The following is a 17317-nucleotide window of genomic DNA, read 5'->3' on the forward strand; positions in this document are numbered from 1 at the left end:
CTGCGTGTACGGTCGAGATCGCCGCGCAAGCTGTCGAGTTCACCGCGCAGGCGCCCCCAAAGGAACCAGCCGACCAATACGCCTATCAGGAACGCCAGGACCACGTAGAAAAAAGTGCCCATTGTCTCTCTCCAGTCAGATCCGTCTGCCGTGGGTCATGATCTTCGGCGAAGGACTACTCTTGGTGGTTCCGCGGTAAGCAGAACAGCCGGCTTCGGTTCGAGCTGTCGGCGATCGGCTTTGCTTGCCCATGGCCAACGGCCGTTGTCGCGTTCGCCTGAGCGCCACGGCCGGCTGAGATTTCTCCTCGCCGATCCGCATGCGCTCCGGCTGAGCTTGGAGCGAAGGCTATCATAGAGCTTGTGGAAAGCTATCGGAAAACTTCGGTGGAGAGTACTTCAAGAACAGATATTTAGGGCGATAGTAGAGCTGTCCCAACATGCATTCCGGCTAAACTGTTAGAGCGACGCCTGGGGGCGCATTTCAAGTGTCGAGCGCTTCCAGCTCGTCGATCAGGCCACTGATGACGCCAAGTCCGATCTGCCAGAAGGCGGGATCGGTGGCGTCGAGCCCGAAGGGCGCCAGAAGCTCGGAATGATGTTTGGTGCCGCCGGCGCGCAGCATTTCGAAATACTTGTCCTGAAAGCCGCGCTCGGCGTTCTGGTAGACCGCGTAGAGCGAGTTCACCAGGCAGTCGCCGAAAGCATAGGCATAGACATAAAAGGGCGAATGGATGAAGTGCGGGATGTAGGTCCAGAACACCTCATAGCCTTCGCGCAGCTTGATGGCGGGACCCAGACTTTCGGCCTGCACTTCGAGCCAGAACTGACCGAGCCTGTCGGAGGTCAGTTCACCGTTCTTGCGTTCGGCATGCACCTTTCGCTCGAATTCATAGAAGGCGATCTGGCGCACGACCGTGTTGATCATGTCCTCGACCTTCTGGGCGAGCATGGCCTTGCGCTCGCGCCGGTCGGTGGTCTGGTCGAGCAGCGAGCGGAAGGTCAGCATCTCGCCGAAGACCGATGCCGTCTCGGCCAGCGTCAGCGGCGTCGAGGCCATCAGCGCACCCTGGCCGCCGGCCAGCACCTGATGCACGCCATGGCCAAGCTCGTGCGCCAGCGTCATCACATCGCGCGGCTTGCCCATGTAGTTGAGCAGGACGTAGGGATGCGCCGACGGTACGGTCGGATGCGCGAAGGCGCCAGGCGACTTGCCGGGCCGCACCGGCGCATCGATCCAGTTGCGGTCGAAGAAGGTTCGCGCGATCTCGGCCATGTCGGGCGAAAAGCGCTGATAGGCGGACAGCACGGTGTTCCTGGCCTCGTCCCAGCCGATGATCGCTTGGGGCGTATCCGGCAACGGCGCGTTGCGGTCCCAATGGTTCATCACCTCCATGCCAAGCCAGCGTGCCTTCATCGCGTAGTAGCGGTGCGAGAGGCGCGGATAGGCATCGCGAACGGCGGAGGCCAAGGCGTCCACCACACTGCGCTCGACGCGGTTGGCCAGATGGCGTGAATCGGCGATGTCCTCGAAGCCACGCCAGCGGTCGGATATCTCCTTGTCCTTGGCCAGCGTGTTGGTGATCAGCGTGAAGGTGCGCAAGTTCTTGCGGAAGGTCGTGGCCAGCGCCTCGGACGCCCGGCGGCGCACCTCGCCGTCGGCGTCCTGCAGACGATTCAGCGCCGGCTCCAACGTCAGTTCCTCGCCGTCGATGTGGAAGCGAAGGTCGGTCATCGTCTCGTCGAACAGGCGGTTCCAGGCGCCGCGTCCGGTGATCGACTTTTCGTGGAAGAGCTGCTCGACGCGGTCCTCGAGCTGGTAAGGCTTGTCCTTGCGCAGATCGAGCACCCATGGCCGATAGTGGCCAAAGGCGGGATCGCCGGCGAGCGCGCCTTCGATCGACGCATCGTCGATCAGGTTGAGTTCGAGCGCGAAGAACAGAAGGTGCGCGCTGGCGTCGGTCATCTTCTCCTGGATGTCGCCATAGAGCTTGGCGCGCTGGGGATCGGCGGTGTTTCCGGCATAAACCAGTCCCGCATAGGAGACGATGCGGCCGATCAGTTCCTCCAGCGCCTCGTAGGCGACAAGCGCCTCGCCCAACCTGCCGGCGCCGCCGCGCTCGGCTTCGGCGGCCAGCGTACCCTTCCAGCGGCTCTCGAAACTGGTGGCATCGGTGGCGGCCTTGGCGATGTCGCGCTTCAGCTCCGGCGCGTCCATGCCGGCATAGAGGTCGGCAAGGTTCCATTCCGGCAGGTCGCCCAGCTCGGCCGCGCCTTGACCCGACGCCGGCGCCGCCAGCCGCCGTGCGGAAACCGTGTGCCCAGAATCCCTATGCATTGCCGACACCTTCCGTGGCCAAGGTTCAAGGAGAAACGAGAAGCCGGTCAAATCCTAAGGAATTCATTCACCGGGTTTTTTGAAACCTTATTTAGAACCCTGTGCCAAGATGGTCCACAGGGCAGAATTCCTCGGGCGGGCAGTCACACCAGTCATGACAGGTTCCATACTCATAGTCGATGACGATCCGGTGCAACGCCGGCTGCTCGAAGCGGCGGTGACGCGGTTCGGCTACAGCGCAATCGTGGTCGACGGCGGCGCGGCCGCTCTCGACATCCTCGATGGACCCGGCGCCCGCGAGGTGTCGGTGGTCATCCTCGATCTGGTCATGCCCGGTCTCGACGGTATCGGCGTGCTGAAGGCGATGCGTGAGCGCGACATCAACGTGCCGGCGATCGTGCAAACCGCGCAGGGCGGAATCGAGACCGTGGTTTCGGCGATGCGTCATGGCGCCTTCGATTTCGTCGTCAAGCCGGCGTCTCCCGACAGGCTGCAGGCGTCGATCGGCAATGCGCTCAAGGTCGAGGCCGTCGAGGGCGAGGTCAAGCGCACATCGCGCCGGCGCGGCGGCCTCCTGACCTTCAAGGACATGATCACGCACAGCCCGGCCATGGACAGGGTGATCCGCCTTGGCCAGAAAGCGGCGGCATCCAACATTCCGATCCTGATCGAGGGCGAGTCCGGCGTCGGCAAGGAACTGGTGGCGCGTGCCATCCAGGGCAGTGGCGACCGCCGCACGAAGCCCTTCGTCACCGTCAATTGCGGCGCCATTCCAGACAATCTGGTCGAATCGATCCTGTTCGGTCACGAGAAGGGCTCGTTCACCGGGGCCACCGACAAGCACACCGGCAAGTTCGTCGAAGCGCATTCGGGCACGCTGTTTCTCGACGAGATCGGCGACCTGCCGCTCGACGTGCAGGTCAAGCTGTTGCGCGCGGTCCAGGACGGCGAGGTCGACCCGGTCGGTGGGCGCTCGACCGTCAGGGTCGACATCAGGCTGATTTCGGCGACGCACCGCAACCTCCTACAGCAGGTCAAGGACGGCAAGTTCCGCGAGGATCTGTTCTACCGGCTGAACGTCTATCCGATCTTCGTGCCGCCGCTGCGCGACCGCCGCGACGACATCCCGTATCTGGTCACCCATTTCATGGAGAAGGTCGCGCCGGCCGACCCGCACCGTCGCCTGCAAGGTATTTCGGCGGCAGCGCTCGCCGTGCTGCAGGCCTATGACTGGCCCGGAAACATCCGGCAGCTCGAAAACGCCGTCTTTCGCGCCTCGGTGCTTTGCGAAGGCGATGTGCTTGCCGCCGAGGACTTCCCGCAGATCCGGGCGCAAGTGGAAGGCACCGTCAACCTCGATATGGATGGCGACGCGCCGTCGCCGTCCTTGCCTTTGCAGGCGCGCGATGACGAAGCCTTGCCCGGCGAGGGCGGCCCGGCAATCGCGTTCGATCCGCCGGCAAGGCTGCAGCCTCGCTTCGGCACGTTGCGGGCGCTCGACGAGCGCGGCAATGTGCGGGCACTTGCCGATGTCGAACTCGAGATGATCAAGCTTGCCATCGATCACTACAACGGACAGATGAGCGAAGTCGCCCGCCGACTCGGCATCGGCCGCTCGACGCTCTATCGCAAGCTCAAGGAACACGGCATCGATCCGGAGACAGGCCGCGTCGATCGACTAGCCTCCTAAGGGCGATGCCGGGCTGAGCTTTGGCCCGGCTTCCGGCTTTGCCACAAGGCCGGCGCCAGCTTGCAATGCCACAACGGGCCTTGTATCGCCGTTTCAGCGGCATTGTGGCTGTCCCGTGGACAGCTCTGTTCACGCATTAAGGCTAGCGGTAACAGATCGTGTTCGGGGCGAAGGCGAAAATCTGATCTAAACCAGCGGTTTACCAAGAAACCTTGTGAACAATTTTTGACGGGATATCGCCACGGTGTTACCGCATTTCGGCTTCAATAAGCGATGATTAACCATTAGGATCGATATTCGGGTGTGCTAATGCCACATCCGTTTGGACAAATCCGGGGACAAACGGCAGCCTGCAAGGCCTTTTGATTTGAACAGAATCGAACGACACACAAACAGGCGGCACCATCATTTGAGCGTCTGGCCGAAGTGGCTGGCAGTGTTGGTTGTCGCTTTTGGTTTTGTTGCCGCGGCTGCGAGCGGAGCCAGCGCCGAAACACGGTCGCTGAAGCTTTATCATCTCCACACCCATGAGAAGGCCGAGATCGTCTACAAGCGCAACGGCCGCTACGTCCCCGAAGGTCTCCGCAAGATCAACATCATTTTGCGCGACTGGCGTCGCAACGAGCCGACCAAGATGGATCCGCGCCTGCTGGATCTCGTCTGGGAGGCGTATCGGGAAGCAGGTGCCACGGACTACATCCAGGTCGTGTGCGGCTATCGCTCGCCGTCGACGAACTCGATGCTGCGCAGCCGCAGCAGGGGCGTGGCCGAGAAGAGCCAGCACATGCTCGGCAAGGCGATGGATTTCTATATTCCCGGCGTGCCGCTGAAGAAGCTGCGCAACATCGGCCTCAAGATGCAGGGCGGCGGCGTCGGCTACTATCCGTCATCGGGTTCGCCGTTCGTCCACATGGATGTCGGCAATGTGCGCCATTGGCCCGGTATCAGCCGGCAGGAACTGGTCTCCCTGTTCCCCAATGGCAAGACGCTGCATGTGCCGAGCGACGGCAGGCCGCTGCCCGGCTTTGAGCAGGCGCTCGCCTCCTACAAGGCGCGCAAGGGATCGGGCTCGCCGGCCATCGAGATGGCCAGTGCCGGCGGCAGCAGCAAGAAATCGGGTGGATTCCTGTCGGCTTTCTTCGGTGGCGGCGGCGACGACGAGGCCGACGACAGCGCCGATGTCGAGACCGCTTCGGCCGCCCCCCCGCCCAAGGCGAGAAACCTGAAGCCGGCAGCGGCGGCCAAGACCAGCAACCTCCCGGGCATCGCCATCGTGGCGCCGGAGAATGCGCGGCGCGCCGAGATTCCGCAAGTGACCGAACAGCAGGCTCCGGAGCCTGAACAGGACACGCCGGAGACGATCATCGCGGCTTTGCCGGCCCGAAGCATTCCGCTGCCGGATTTCGCACCGCGGCCGAAAGCCGATGTCGGCGCGCAGCAGCCTGAGAATGTTCCCTTTGCGATGGCGGAGGCGACAGCCACCACCGAGCAGGCCGTGGCGACCGCGCATGCGCCGGCGAGCGTTCCTTTCGGCATGGCCGATGCAACGGCTTCGGCTGATGCGACCCAGGTCGCGGTCAACAACATACCGTTGCCGACATGGCGTCCCGACAATTCGCTGCCGGCCGCTCTGGCTGCGCCGCCCAGCAAGGATGTGCTGATGGCGCTGGCGGAGACGGCCGACCAAGGCAAGACCGCGACCGATGCGTTCTCGGTGCTGCCGACGGCGCGGCCCGAGATGGCCAGGCCGGACGCGGTCAAGGCCGTGCTCGACGAGGCCAATGCCCAGGTCGGTGCGGCCGATTACCAGCTTGCTTCCTTGTCCGGGTCCGAGCCGCGTTCGGCGTTCAACGATCCGGGCACCAACACCGCATCGCCGCGCGATGCTGTCGTGGCCCGCCCAGTCGGTTCCGATCCGGCCGCCGCGATCGGCGCCGGCGTCAAGACGACGCGCAAGGAATCGAGAGCCACCGCCCGCGACCTGAAGCCAGGCCCCAAGGCCATGGTGGTTGCAGCCGCACCGCAGGCCGCCCGTTGGGCCTTGACCAGCGGCGAGCAGGTCGCCACCGTTTCAAGCGCGACGACGGCGCCGGGTTACGCCTACAGCATCGTGCACACGCCGCCGAGCGAGGTCTACACCGCTGGCTTCCAGCCGAGCAGCCAGGTGGCCGATGCCAATCGCTTCACCGGCAACGCCGTCAAGTTCATGTCGGTAGCTCGCTTCCAGACCAAATGACGGCAAATCAACCGACAAAGCCGCGCCGGGCAACCAGCGCGGCTTTTTGCTGCGTGGCCGGATCCGGTCGCGCGGCCCGCCGGCTTCCGATCACACCGGCCTGACATTGCCGTGATCGTGGAACGCCTCGGGCCGTCAACGGTTTCTCCCTCGTTCGTTCAAACCCGGGGATACCCATGAAGAAGATTCTACTGGCATCGGTCATCGCGTTGGCAACCGCTTCGGCGGTCATCGCCCCTACGCAGGCCGAAACCATTGTCGTCAAGACCCACGATCACATGCACATGAAGAAGCACTGCCGGACCAAGGTTGTCACGACCTGGAAGCATCATCATAGGGTGGTCAGGGAAGTCAGGGTCTGCAACTGATCCGGCCAAGGCAGGCCTGGAAAAAACATCCGGCGGAAACCCGGTCGACGCAAGTCGGCCGGGTTTTTCCATGCCGCCATGAAAGCCTTATTTTGCGAGCTTGCTCGCCGCGCGCGCCAAGGCTTCGATCTCGTCCCATTTGCCGGCCTTGACGAGGTCGTCGGGCGCCACCCAGGAGCCGCCGACGCAGACCACGTTGGGCAGGCTGAGATAGTCAGCTGCGTTCTTGGCCGAGATGCCGCCGGTCGGGCAGAATTTCACATCGGCGAGCGGCGAGGCGAAGGCCTTCAGCGAAGCGATGCCGCCCGACTGCTCGGCCGGGAAGAATTTCAGGAAGCGCAGGCCGGCTTCGCGCGCGGCCATGATCTCGCCGGGGGTGATCGCACCGGGCAGCAGCGGAACATCGCTGGCGGCGGCTGCCGACAGAAGCTCGCGGGTGATGCCGGGGCTGACGATGAAGCGCGAGCCCGCGGCGGCAGCCTCTTCGAACTGCCTGGCATCGAGAATGGTGCCGGCGCCGACGATGGCGTCCTCGACTTCACCAGCGACCCGCCGGATCGCTTCCAGCGCGTCGGCGGTCCTCAGCGTGATCTCGATCGCAGGCAGGCCGCCGCGCGCCAGAGCGCGGGCCAGCGGCACGGCATTGGCGACATCGGAGATCTTCAGCACCGGGATGACGGGCTGGCCGTTGAGGAGCGACAGAAGTTTTTCGGTCTTGCTGGGCATGTGTCTCTCCGTGGCGTGGGACAATTCAACCGATTAGCAGAAGGCCGTTTTCCTGTCCACGAAACCGGCCGTGTCGCGATGTCACGCGTCACCCATGCTCGCCAAGCCCAAGTTGACAAGGGTGGCTGCCGGCTCGATGGTGCCGACAGCTTTTGTCCGGGTGGCTTTTCAGGATAGGAATTTTTTCTTGACTCCCTGATCTCAGCTATGGTACAAATTCGCCCATGGTGCAGATTTGCGCCAGTGACCCGCCGAACAGGATGCCTGCTTTGCCTTGAATCGGCTTGCTCGAGCGTCTAGTGGCTTCGGCGATGACATCACTTCCACTCCTTCGCGTCGCCGCGCTCTACCGGTTTGCCCGGCTCGACGCTTTCGAAGAACTGCGCGCGCCGCTCGCCGCATTCTGCTGCGGGCGCGGCATAAAGGGCACGCTGCTGCTGGCGCATGAAGGCATCAACGGCACCGTCGCCGGCAGCGAGACGGCAATTGCCGAACTGATCGCGTATCTCGAAGCCATCGAAGGGCTTGCCGGACTCGAGGTCAAGTACAGCGCGGCCGCGGACATGCCGTTCCATCGCATGAAGGTGCGGCTGAAGCGCGAGATCGTCACCATGGGTGTCGATGACATCGATCCTTCGAAAAGTGCCGGCACCTACGTTGCGCCGGCCGACTGGAACGCTCTGATTTCGCAGCCCGGCACTGTCATCATCGACACGCGCAACGCCTATGAGGTGTCGATCGGCACGTTCAAGGGTGCGATCGACCCGGCCACCGCAAGCTTTCGCGAGTTCCCGGCCTGGGTGGAAACGCACCGGGCGGAGCTCGAAGGCCGCAAGGTTGCGATGTTCTGCACCGGCGGCATACGCTGCGAAAAGGCAACCGCCTATGTCAAATCGCTCGGCTTCGAGGATGTCTTCCATCTCAAGGGCGGTATCCTCAAATACCTCGAAGAGGTTCCGGCCGAACAGAGCCTCTGGCAAGGCGAGTGCTTCGTCTTCGACGAGCGCGTTTCGGTGTCGCACGGCCTTGCCGAGGGCGACGCGGAACTGTGCCGCGCCTGCCGCCACCCGCTGACGCCGGGCGAGCTGACGTCGCCCAAATTCGCTGCCGGTATTTCGTGCCCGCATTGCTTCGATGCGCGTTCGGACGAGGACCGCCAGCGTTATGCCGAGCGCCAGCGGCAGGTCGAGCTTGCGCAGGCGCGGGGCAGGGGGCCGCATATCGGCTCCTGATCCAGCATCGTGCTGCTGCAAAGCGGCTGCCTGTCATTGCAATGTCAAGTTTCGGGACCTACGTCTTCGACGTTCGAAACCCGCCCGTTGGCCGGGCAAATCCTGGAGGCACTGAATGTTCGATCCCAAGAAGCTTCTCGACGATCTGCTCGGCTCGCAAATCCCCGGCACCAGCGGCACCGTTCGCGACAAGGCGGGGCAGGCCGTGCAGATGGCCAAGGACAATCCGCTGGCCGCCGGTGCGCTGGCCGCGGTGCTGCTCGGAACCGGTACTGGCCGCAACGTGACGGGCGCCGCGGTGAAGCTTGGCGGACTGGCCGCGATCGGCGGCCTCGCCTACAAGGCCTACCAGAATTACAAGGCCGGCAACGCGCCCGCGGAAGCACCGGCGGCCGGCGAACCGGAATTGCTGCCGCCGCCCAAGGATACCCCCTTCCACCCGTCGCAGGCGCCGCAAGGCGAGGACGAATTCACGCTGACGCTGGTTCGGGCGATGATTTCGGCGGCGAAGGCCGATGGCCATATCGACGATGAAGAGCGCCAGAAGATCGCCGGCAAGCTCAGCCTGGCCGGCATAGGCTCCGACGCCGAAAAGTTCCTGATGGCGGAGCTGGCAAGCCCGCTCGACCTCGACACGCTGGTGGCCGGCGCCAAGACCGATGCGCAGAAGCTCGAACTCTACACGGCGTCGCGCCTGACCATCGATCCCGACACACGCGCCGAGCGCGGTTATCTCGACCTGCTTGCCGGCCGGCTCGGCCTGCCGGACGCGCTGGTCGACCATGTCGAGGCGACGGTTTCGGCGGCCAAGGTGCCGGCCAAGGCCGGGACGTCACCCAATCCGCGCTGGTAGGCCAAAACGGCACAGGGGGCACTTTCCGGGTTAACCGCTCATTAACCCAGCAAGCGCATCATTCAACACAGTCGGATCGGCTTTTCCTCCTCCCAAGCCCGGTTCAGATCAGGGGCGGTCGCCAATGGCCGCCCTTTTTGTCGGTCCGGCCGGATGGACACGCTTGCCATCGCCGCCGTCATTTGCGATGCCTTCCTTTTCGAGCCAACCCCCCAAAATCAGTCGAGCAAGCGCAGCGCTGCCGGAGGACAATAGCCATGACCGAGCAAAGAACCGCCATCGTCACCGGGGCCGGCACGGGCATCGGCAAGAGCGTCGCCACGGCGCTGCTCAGGGCCGGCTGGAACACGGTGTTCTGCGGACGCCGCAAATCCGTGCTGGATGCAGCCGTGGCTGAGGCCGGGTCCACCGGCGCCAAGGCCCTGGCGGTTGCCTGCGATATCAGCAAGGCAGGCGAGGTCGACGATCTGTTCGAGACCGTGGCGGCAGCCTTCGGCCGTGTCGACCTGCTCTTCAACAATGCCGGCATGGGCTACAAATCGACCCCGATCGACGAGATACCGGTCGAAGTGTGGAACGATATCGTCGGCGTCAACCTCACCGGTTCGTTCCTGTGCGCCCGTGCCGCCTTTGGCGCCATGCGCAAGCAGAAGCCGATGGGTGGCCGCATCATCAACAACGGTTCGGTGTCGGCCTATGCGCCGCGCCCAGGCTCGGTGCCCTACACGGCGACCAAGCATGCCATCACCGGACTGACCAAGACGCTGGCGCTCGACGGCCGGCCCTATGACATCGCCTGCGGCCAGATCGACATCGGCAATGCGCTGACCGACATGGCGCAGCCGATGACGGTCGGCGTGCCGCAGGCCAATGGCTCGATCGCAGCCGAAGCGGTGATGGATGTTCAGCGCGTCGCCGACGCCGTCGTTCACATGGCCAGCCTGCCGCTCGACGCCAACGTGCTGTTCATGACCGTGATGGCGACCAAGATGCCGTTTGTCGGGCGTGGGTAGTTATTTCCCGGCCAGCGGCACGATGAAAGGCCGGCGAACGCTGGGACGCTGCGAAGCAGCGGGGACCCAGCCGGGTGGTTTTATTTTCCCGCAAGCGGCACGCCGGGCTTGAACAGCAGAATGGGCCTGATCTCGTAAACGGCGGTGGGATTGACGCGGCGAAGGTCGCGGGCGATCGCGATGGCCTCGTCTCGCGTGGCGCAGTCGACGACATAGAGCCCGAGCAACTGTTCCTTGGTTTCGGCGAAAGGACCGTCGATGATCACACCGTCGCCCGGGCCGCGCAGGGTGATGGCATCCTGTGTTGCGCCCAGACGCGCGGACGGCCCCAGCGTGCCTTCCTCATGAAGCCGGGTGTTGATCTTCAGCAGGTCGGCCATAAGTGCTGCATCTTCCTGCGGCGTCAGCGCCTTGATCGCATCTTCCACGTGATAGGCAAGGATTGCGTAGAACATTTTATGTCACCTGCTTCGATCCTGATCCAGGGAGCGTAGCGGTTCCCGACACGCCCGCCCAGCCTTGGCCGTGCGTGTCCGGACAGATCATGACACCATCATGGTCGCCAGCCGCAACCATCCGGAAAGAGGCCACCGGCCCGCTTTCAAACCTACTTCGCCAGGAACGCTCCGATCCGCTCCAGTGCGCGCAGGATGTTCTCCTCGGAATTGGCATAGGAGAGCCTGATATAGCCTTCGCCGAGAATGCCGAAATCGGGGCCGCCGATCAGCGCCACGCCGGCCTCGTCGAGCAGTGCCGAGGCGAGCTTCTTGGCCTTCCAGCCGGTCTTCGAGACGTTGGGGAAGGCGTAGAACGCGCCCTTGGGCGTGATGCAGGAAATATTAGGCAGGGCATTCAGTCCCTCGACGACGATCTTCCGGCGGCGGTCGAAGGCGCGCATCATCTCGTCGACGTCGTCCTGCGGGCCGTCGATGGCGGCGATGCCGGCAAACTGGCTCGGCGCGTTGACGCAGGACCAGCAATTGACCGCCAGCTTGCGCACCTTGTCGTAGAGATGGGCGCCCTTGTCGCCATTCGGCCAGATCGACCAGCCCATGCGCCAGCCGGTCATCGCCCAGGTCTTCGACCAGCCGTTGAGCACGATCAGCCGGTCGCGGATTTCGGGAAAGCCGAGCAGCGAGCAATGCGTCTCGCCATCATAGGTCATGACGTCGTAGATCTCGTCGGAGAGGATGGCGACCTGCGGATGCGCCTCCAGCCCCTTGACCAGTTTCTCGATCTCGGCGCGAGGCGTGACGCCGCCGGTCGGATTGGCGGGCGAGTTGAGAATCAGCAGCCTGGTCTTCGAGGTGATCAGCGCCAGCGTCTCCTCGGCCGAGAAGGCAAAGCCGTTTTCTTCGCGCATCGGCACGGGAATGGGTGCCGCACCCGTGAACTCGATCATCGAGCGGTAGATGGGAAAGCCGGGGTCCGGGTAGAGGATCTCGGCGCCGGGCTCGCCGAACATCAGGATCGCGGCGAACATGGTCGGCTTGCCGCCGGGCAGGATCATCACCGTTTCGGGCGATATCTCGACACCGGTGGTGGTTAGCGTGCGGCGCACCACCGCCTCGCGCGTCGCCAGCAGGCCATTGGCCGGCGTGTAGCCGTGATGGCCGTCGCGCAGCGCCTTGATCGCCGCCTCGACGATGTGCTGCGGCGTCTTGAAGTCGGGCTGGCCGATGCCGAGATTGACGATGTCGCGGCCTTGTTGGGCAAGTGCTGTGGCCCTCGCAAGCACGGCGAAGGCGTTTTCCTCGCCAAGGCGGTCGAAGGCCGAAATCGTGTGGAGCATTTTTCCCGTCCGTGTGGTTCTTGCTGTTGGGTCGCGTTTTTGTGAGCCTCAGCCCGCAAAAGTCAAACGGATTGGAGCATTCGGTGTCGGAAAATCTGAAGGGTTGGCAACCGCGTCCGCGGCCTGAACGCAAGACCATCGACGGTCGATACGTCCGGCTTGAACCGCTGAGCGCTGCAAAACACGGCGACGGCCTCTATGAAGCGTCCTCCGTGTCCGATATCGACGACCGCTTCGCCTGGTTGCCCGACTATCCGCCGGAGACCCGCGCCGCCTTCCAGCCATGGCTGGACAAAGTCGAGGCCAGCGAGGATCCGCTGTTCTTCACCGTCATCGACAAGGCCAGCGGCAAGGTCGCCGGACGCCAGACGCTGATGCGCATCGATCCGGCCTTCGGCGTCATCGAGATCGGCAACATCTATTGGGGACCGCTCATCTCGCGCAAGCCGGGAGCAACCGAAGCGCAGTTCCTGTTCATGAAATACATCTTCGACGGGCTCGGCTATCGCCGCTACGAATGGAAGTGCAACAACCGCAACGAGCCATCGAAGCGGGCCGCCGAGCGGTTCGGCTTCAAGTTCGAAGGCATTTTCCGCCAGCATCTCATCGTCAAGGGTGAAAACCGCGACACTGCGTGGTATTCGATCATCGACAAGGAATGGCCGGCGCTGCGCAGTGCCTATGAGGCGTGGCTCGATCCGGCCAATTTCGATGGCGACGGCCGGCAGAAGCGACGGCTCGAGGATTTTCGCGCGGAATTCGGCGCTTAGGAGTTCACTATTGGCACATACCCACGATCACACCGGGCACGGTCACGGCCCTGGTCATGTGCACGGCTCGACCGACAAGAAACGCGTTCTGATCGCAGCCTGCCTGACCGGCGGCTTCATGGTCGCCGAGGCGCTTGGCGGCATCCTCACGGGCTCGCTGGCGCTGCTGGCCGATGCCGGCCACATGCTCGCCGATTCGATCGCGCTCGGCCTTGCCTGGTATGCGTTTCATCTTGGCGGCCGGCCGGCGACCGTTCGCCTCACCTACGGCTTCGGCCGGGTCAAGACACTGGTGGCCTATACCAACGGCATCGCCATCTTCGTCATCGCGCTGTGGATCGTCTATGAGGCCTGGGGACGCCTGCAGGCGCCGGCGCCGGTGCTTGGCGGGCCGATGCTGGTGGTGGCGATCCTCGGCCTGCTGGTGAACCTCGGCTCGTTCTTCGTGCTGCATGGCGGCGACCGCGAGAGCCTGAACATGCGCGGCGCCATCCTGCATGTGCTTGGCGACCTGCTCGGCTCGGCGGCGGCCATCGCGGCGGCGCTGGTCATCCTGGCGACCGGCTGGACGCCGATCGACCCGATCCTGTCGGTCCTGGTTTCACTGCTGATCCTCTACACGGCATGGTCGCTGATGCGGGAGGCCGCCCATGTCCTGCTCGAGGGCGTGCCGCCAAGCCTCGACCGAGATCTGATCGCCAGCGATATCGAGGCGACCATCCAGGGCGTGCGCGAAGTGCACCACATGCATGTCTGGTCGCTCGACGGGACCAGCAACATGGCGACGCTGCATGCCTGTCTCGACGAGGGCGTCGATGCGCATCAGGCGGTGAGTGCCGTCAAGAAGCGGCTTGCCAGCGAGCACGGCATCAGCCATGCCACCGTGGAACCGGAATTCGGCCAGTGCGCCGACGATGGCGACGAGCACGACCACGGGCACGAGCATGAAGCGGCTGCATACCACGACCACCATCACTAGGACCGGATCGATCGATGTCGATCGTCCTGCCTCAGGAGTTGCAAAACCTTGAAAACCAGCTTGACGAACGCCCATCCTCCGGACGCGGCATGATGGACCGCGACACCAGGAACGCGGTCATCGCCGCCGCGTGGATCATGCTGCTGTTCGGTATAGGCGCCTACTATCTGCCGACGGTAATGCTGGCACTCGGCAGCCTTTCCACCGTGCTGGCCGGCGCCTTTGGCATCGTCTTCGTGCTGGCGTTCTTCTCGGTGTTCTGGCTGCGCGCCCGCAACCAGCGCAAAAACCAGGGTAAATAGGCAAGGGATATCGACATGCGCATTCTGATCACTGGCGCCGCGGGTATGGTCGGCCGCAAGCTCATCGCCCGGCTGGCCAAGGACGGGACGCTGCGCGGGGGCAAGATCACCGCGCTCGATCTCCACGATATCGTGCCGCCACAGGCGCCGAGCCTGGATGGCGTCAGCGTCACGCTGCACACCGGCGATCTCGCCGAAGCGGGTGCCACCGAGCGCCTGGTCGCATCGCGCCCCGACGTCGTCTTTCATCTCGCCGGCATCGTATCGGGCGAGGCGGAGGCGAATTTCGAACTCGGCTACCGCGTCAATCTCGATGGCACGCGCGCCCTGTTCGATGCCATCCGGGTGGCGGGCTTTGCGCCGCGCGTCGTCTTCACCTCGTCGATCGCGGTGTTCGGCGCGCCGTTCCCGGACGTCATTCCCGATGACTTCCATCCGACGCCGCTGACCTCTTATGGTACCCAGAAGCAGATGAGCGAAGCGCTGCTGGCCGACTATTCCAGGCGCGGGTTCTTCGACGGTATCGGCATCCGGCTGCCGACAATCTGCGTGCGGCCGGGCAAGCCGAACAAGGCGGCGTCCGGCTTCTTCTCGGGCATCATCCGCGAGCCGTTGAGCGGCCATGAGGCGATCCTGCCGGTGCCGCGCTCGGTCGTGCACACGCATGCCAGCCCGCGCTCGGCGGTGAACTTCCTGATCCATGCGGCGGGGATCGACGGCAGCGCTGTCGGGCCACGCCGCAATCTGACGATGCCCGGCGTCGCCGTCACCGTCGGCGAGCAGATCGAGGCGCTGGAACGCATCGCCGGGCCGAAGGCGGTAAGCCTGATCCGCGAGGTTCCGGATGACACGATCTGGGCGATCGTCAAGGGCTGGCCGACGCGCTTCGAGGCAAAGCGGTCACGGGAGCTCGGCTTCAGCGCCGAAAAGAGTTTTGACGAGATCATCCGCGCTCACATCGAGGATGAGCTGGGCGGCAAGATCGCGGGTTAAACTCCGAGCCTCTTGGCGCCGGGCATCATCCGCCGCTCGCCAGGCTTGCCGACAGCAGCAGCAGTCCGAACAGGAACACGAAGGCGGCGCCGCCGATCTCGACGATCGAGTGGATGCGGTTGCCCATGCGGCCGTCGCCGGCGAAATAGACCGCCCAGTTCTTGGCGGTCACCGCCAGCGTCGCCAGTGCCGAAACGGTGATGGCGGTGCCCAGCGACATTGCCAGCACCGACAGCAGGCCGCCGAGCCAGAGGCCGTTGAGCAGGGCGAAGCTGAGCACGATCAGCGCGCCGGAGCAGGGGCGGATGCCGACCGCCGCCACCGCTGTCCAGGCCGTGCGCCAGTCGAAGCGGTCGCCTGACAGCAGCGCCGGATCGGGTGCGTGCGAATGGCCGCAGGTGTCGCAGACTTCGCCGGCCGCGTGATCGTGATGAGCATGATCGTGTTCGGCATGATCGTGATGATCGTGCGAAGGGCCGTGCACATGGTCATGCGCGTGTAGCGCGTGCGAATGGGCATGCGCCGAATGGCTGTGAGCTGCATGGGAATGGCCGGCATGCGAATGCGCGCCGTGCGAATGACCCCCGTGAGAATGACCGGCGTGAGAATGGCCGGCATGAGAATGGCCGGCATGAGCCGCCGACAGGCTGTAGGCCGGGCCCTTGCCGAACAGACGCAGGACGGCGGGGCCGAGCTTGCGCCACAGCAGCCAGGCGCCGAACAGGGTGACGAAGACAAAGCTCATGATCTCCATGAACCAGGCTGCGTCCGTCATCGAGACGGAGGTGCCGCGCAGGACGAAATAGGCGACCCCCATCACCGCGACCGCGGTCAAGCCCTGCAGCAGCGCCGAGACGAAGGACAAGAGGATGCCGCGCCGCAACGCCACTTCATTGGCCACCATGTAGGACGAGATCACCGCCTTGCCGTGACCGGGGCCGGCGGCATGGAAAATGCCGTAGGCGAAGGACAGGCCGACGAGTATCCAGATCTTGCTGCCGTCCTGGCGCATCGCCTTCATCGCCGTTGCCAGCGCGCGGTAGAATTCCTGCTGCCTGAGATTGATCCACATCAGGATATGGGCGAACGGGCCGGTGGTGGGCGCCATGCCGTCATTGACGCCGATGCCGAGCGAACTCTGGGCATGAGCCGCGTCGGCGAAATGCATCATGGCGACTGTGAGGGCCAACAGGCCGAATGCCAAACGCAGGGACGGTTTCGTCACCGGCTTCATCCTTCTGGCTGACAGGTCAGTTCGAGCTTGGTGGCGAAGATCTTGCTCATATCGGTGCCGGTCGGGTCATTGAAAAAGGCATCGGTGAGGGTCTTCTGGTTTTCCTTGATGGCCTCGTCGGGGTCGGGACGGACCACCTTGCTGGTGCAGTTCGAGGGCAGGCCTTCGACCGTGATGTTGGAGTCCTCGGTGAAGTCGATCGCCGTGTAGAATGTCGGATCGTAGACGCCGATATCGATTTTGCCGTTGAGCTTGATCGGCAGCTTCGGTTCGGACTCGAACAGGATGATCAGCTGGTCGTTGTCGAAATTGGCCATCAGATGCGGCGGCGGCGTCATCGCCACGTCCTTGCCGTCGACGGTGACGAGCTGGAAGTAATTGAACTCCGCCAACGAGGCATGAACGGTGTCGGCGACTTCCTTCAGCTCCTTGTCGTCGAGCTTCAGGTCGGAGTTCTTGTCGAATTCCATCATCACCGTCGAGGAAAACAGATCGTCGAAGCGCCAGAGATGACGCAGAGCCTTCACGCTTTGGTGATCCGGGGAGAGGATCACATCGAGGCGAGCCTCGGCGAAGACGTGTGGATGCACGTAAGCGGGTCCAGTGGCGGCAAAGCTAGCCGCCAAGGCCGAAGCCAGCATGATTGCGTGCCGTTTCAGGTGCATTCTCGGTCGCGATTCCCTAGGCCTCGGAAGAGTTGCCGAGAGTTACCAGAAAGGGGGCGAAATTGGGACCGCTGCTCGGCTGAAGTGGGTCAGGCAACTTCACGCGTCCTGAACCACTGCGCCAGGA

Annotated in this window: 16 protein-coding genes and 1 pseudogene; 10 read left to right on the plus strand and 7 right to left on the minus strand. The window is 63.9% G+C overall.

The window, feature by feature from the left end; genetic code table 11:
* Both EN914_RS39065 and EN914_RS03945 read right to left on the minus strand, forming a co-directional pair.
* Window positions 1-122: pseudogene (locus EN914_RS39065) on the minus strand (phosphoethanolamine transferase CptA); the annotation flags it as partial.
* 361 nt (window positions 123-483) lie between these two features.
* Complete coding sequence (locus EN914_RS03945; RefSeq protein ID WP_024502727.1) at window positions 484-2337, minus strand: M3 family oligoendopeptidase; 1854 nt, start codon at window positions 2335-2337, stop codon at window positions 484-486.
* Between the two features lie 154 nt (window positions 2338-2491).
* Here EN914_RS03945 and EN914_RS03950 point away from each other — a divergent pair, with 154 nt between their 5' ends.
* From EN914_RS03950 to EN914_RS03960, 3 genes are all read left to right on the plus strand, one after another.
* Window positions 2492-4027 carry a sigma-54 dependent transcriptional regulator gene (locus EN914_RS03950; RefSeq protein WP_024502726.1) on the plus strand — a complete coding sequence of 512 codons (1536 nt, stop codon included), beginning with the start codon at window positions 2492-2494 and terminating at the stop codon, window positions 4025-4027.
* Between the two features lie 409 nt (window positions 4028-4436).
* Window positions 4437-6263: a DUF882 domain-containing protein gene (locus EN914_RS03955; protein WP_024502725.1), complete on the plus strand. Its 1827-nt coding sequence runs from the start codon at window positions 4437-4439 to the stop codon at window positions 6261-6263.
* A 176-nt stretch (window positions 6264-6439) separates the two neighbouring features.
* Complete coding sequence (locus tag EN914_RS03960; protein ID WP_024502724.1) at window positions 6440-6631, plus strand: hypothetical protein; 192 nt, start codon at window positions 6440-6442, stop codon at window positions 6629-6631.
* Window positions 6632-6718: 87 nt separating this feature from the next.
* Here EN914_RS03960 and EN914_RS03965 read toward each other — a convergent pair whose 3' ends face one another.
* Entirely contained in the window at window positions 6719-7357 is a 639-nt protein-coding gene (locus EN914_RS03965) for a 2-dehydro-3-deoxy-phosphogluconate aldolase (protein WP_024502723.1), read from the minus strand.
* Window positions 7358-7668: 311 nt separating this feature from the next.
* Between EN914_RS03965 and EN914_RS03970 the strand changes: the two genes are divergently transcribed.
* The 3 genes from EN914_RS03970 (at window position 7669) to EN914_RS03980 (ending at window position 10455) form a co-directional block, all read left to right on the plus strand.
* Window positions 7669-8589, plus strand: coding sequence for a rhodanese-related sulfurtransferase (locus EN914_RS03970; RefSeq protein WP_013529741.1), 921 nt, complete (start codon window positions 7669-7671; stop codon window positions 8587-8589).
* A 115-nt stretch (window positions 8590-8704) separates the two neighbouring features.
* A complete protein-coding gene (locus EN914_RS03975; protein ID WP_024502721.1) occupies window positions 8705-9442 on the plus strand; it encodes a tellurite resistance TerB family protein in 738 nt (245 codons plus the stop codon).
* 257 nt (window positions 9443-9699) lie between these two features.
* Window positions 9700-10455, plus strand: coding sequence for an SDR family oxidoreductase (locus EN914_RS03980; protein ID WP_024502720.1), 756 nt, complete (start codon window positions 9700-9702; stop codon window positions 10453-10455).
* 80 nt (window positions 10456-10535) lie between these two features.
* Here the strand turns inward: EN914_RS03980 and EN914_RS03985 are convergent, their stop codons facing one another.
* Entirely contained in the window at window positions 10536-10910 is a 375-nt protein-coding gene (locus tag EN914_RS03985) for a YciI family protein (RefSeq protein ID WP_013529744.1), read from the minus strand.
* A 152-nt stretch (window positions 10911-11062) separates the two neighbouring features.
* The gene (locus EN914_RS03990; protein ID WP_024502719.1) at window positions 11063-12247 is read right to left on the minus strand and encodes a pyridoxal phosphate-dependent aminotransferase; all 1185 of its coding nucleotides are present in this window, start codon (window positions 12245-12247) and stop codon (window positions 11063-11065) included.
* Between the two features lie 83 nt (window positions 12248-12330).
* Between EN914_RS03990 and EN914_RS03995 the strand changes: the two genes are divergently transcribed.
* The 4 genes from EN914_RS03995 to denD all read left to right on the plus strand — a co-directional run bounded on the left by EN914_RS03995 (window position 12331) and on the right by denD (window position 15291).
* Window positions 12331-13017, plus strand: coding sequence for a GNAT family N-acetyltransferase (locus EN914_RS03995; RefSeq protein WP_024502718.1), 687 nt, complete (start codon window positions 12331-12333; stop codon window positions 13015-13017).
* Between the two features lie 10 nt (window positions 13018-13027).
* Complete coding sequence (locus EN914_RS04000) at window positions 13028-13996, plus strand: cation diffusion facilitator family transporter (RefSeq protein WP_024502717.1); 969 nt, start codon at window positions 13028-13030, stop codon at window positions 13994-13996.
* 89 nt (window positions 13997-14085) lie between these two features.
* Window positions 14086-14298, plus strand: a complete 213-nt coding sequence (locus EN914_RS04005; protein ID WP_013529748.1) for a hypothetical protein — start codon at window positions 14086-14088, stop codon at window positions 14296-14298.
* Window positions 14299-14313: 15 nt separating this feature from the next.
* Window positions 14314-15291, plus strand: coding sequence for a D-erythronate dehydrogenase (gene denD, locus EN914_RS04010; RefSeq protein ID WP_024502716.1), 978 nt, complete (start codon window positions 14314-14316; stop codon window positions 15289-15291).
* Between the two features lie 25 nt (window positions 15292-15316).
* On the opposite strand, the gene EN914_RS04015 is transcribed toward denD, so the two are convergent.
* Together EN914_RS04015 and EN914_RS04020 are read right to left on the minus strand one after the other, a co-directional pair.
* The gene (locus EN914_RS04015) at window positions 15317-16525 is read right to left on the minus strand and encodes a nickel/cobalt transporter (RefSeq protein ID WP_024502715.1); all 1209 of its coding nucleotides are present in this window, start codon (window positions 16523-16525) and stop codon (window positions 15317-15319) included.
* Entirely contained in the window at window positions 16522-17190 is a 669-nt protein-coding gene (locus EN914_RS04020; RefSeq protein ID WP_013529751.1) for a DUF1007 family protein, read from the minus strand. The genes EN914_RS04015 and EN914_RS04020 overlap by 4 nt, the downstream gene beginning before the upstream one ends.
* Window positions 17191-17317: the final 127 nt, after the last annotated feature.

It is taken from the genome of Mesorhizobium sp. M7A.F.Ca.CA.001.08.2.1 (assembly GCF_003998455.1).
In the GTDB taxonomy this organism is placed as follows: domain Bacteria; phylum Pseudomonadota; class Alphaproteobacteria; order Rhizobiales; family Rhizobiaceae; genus Mesorhizobium; species Mesorhizobium ciceri.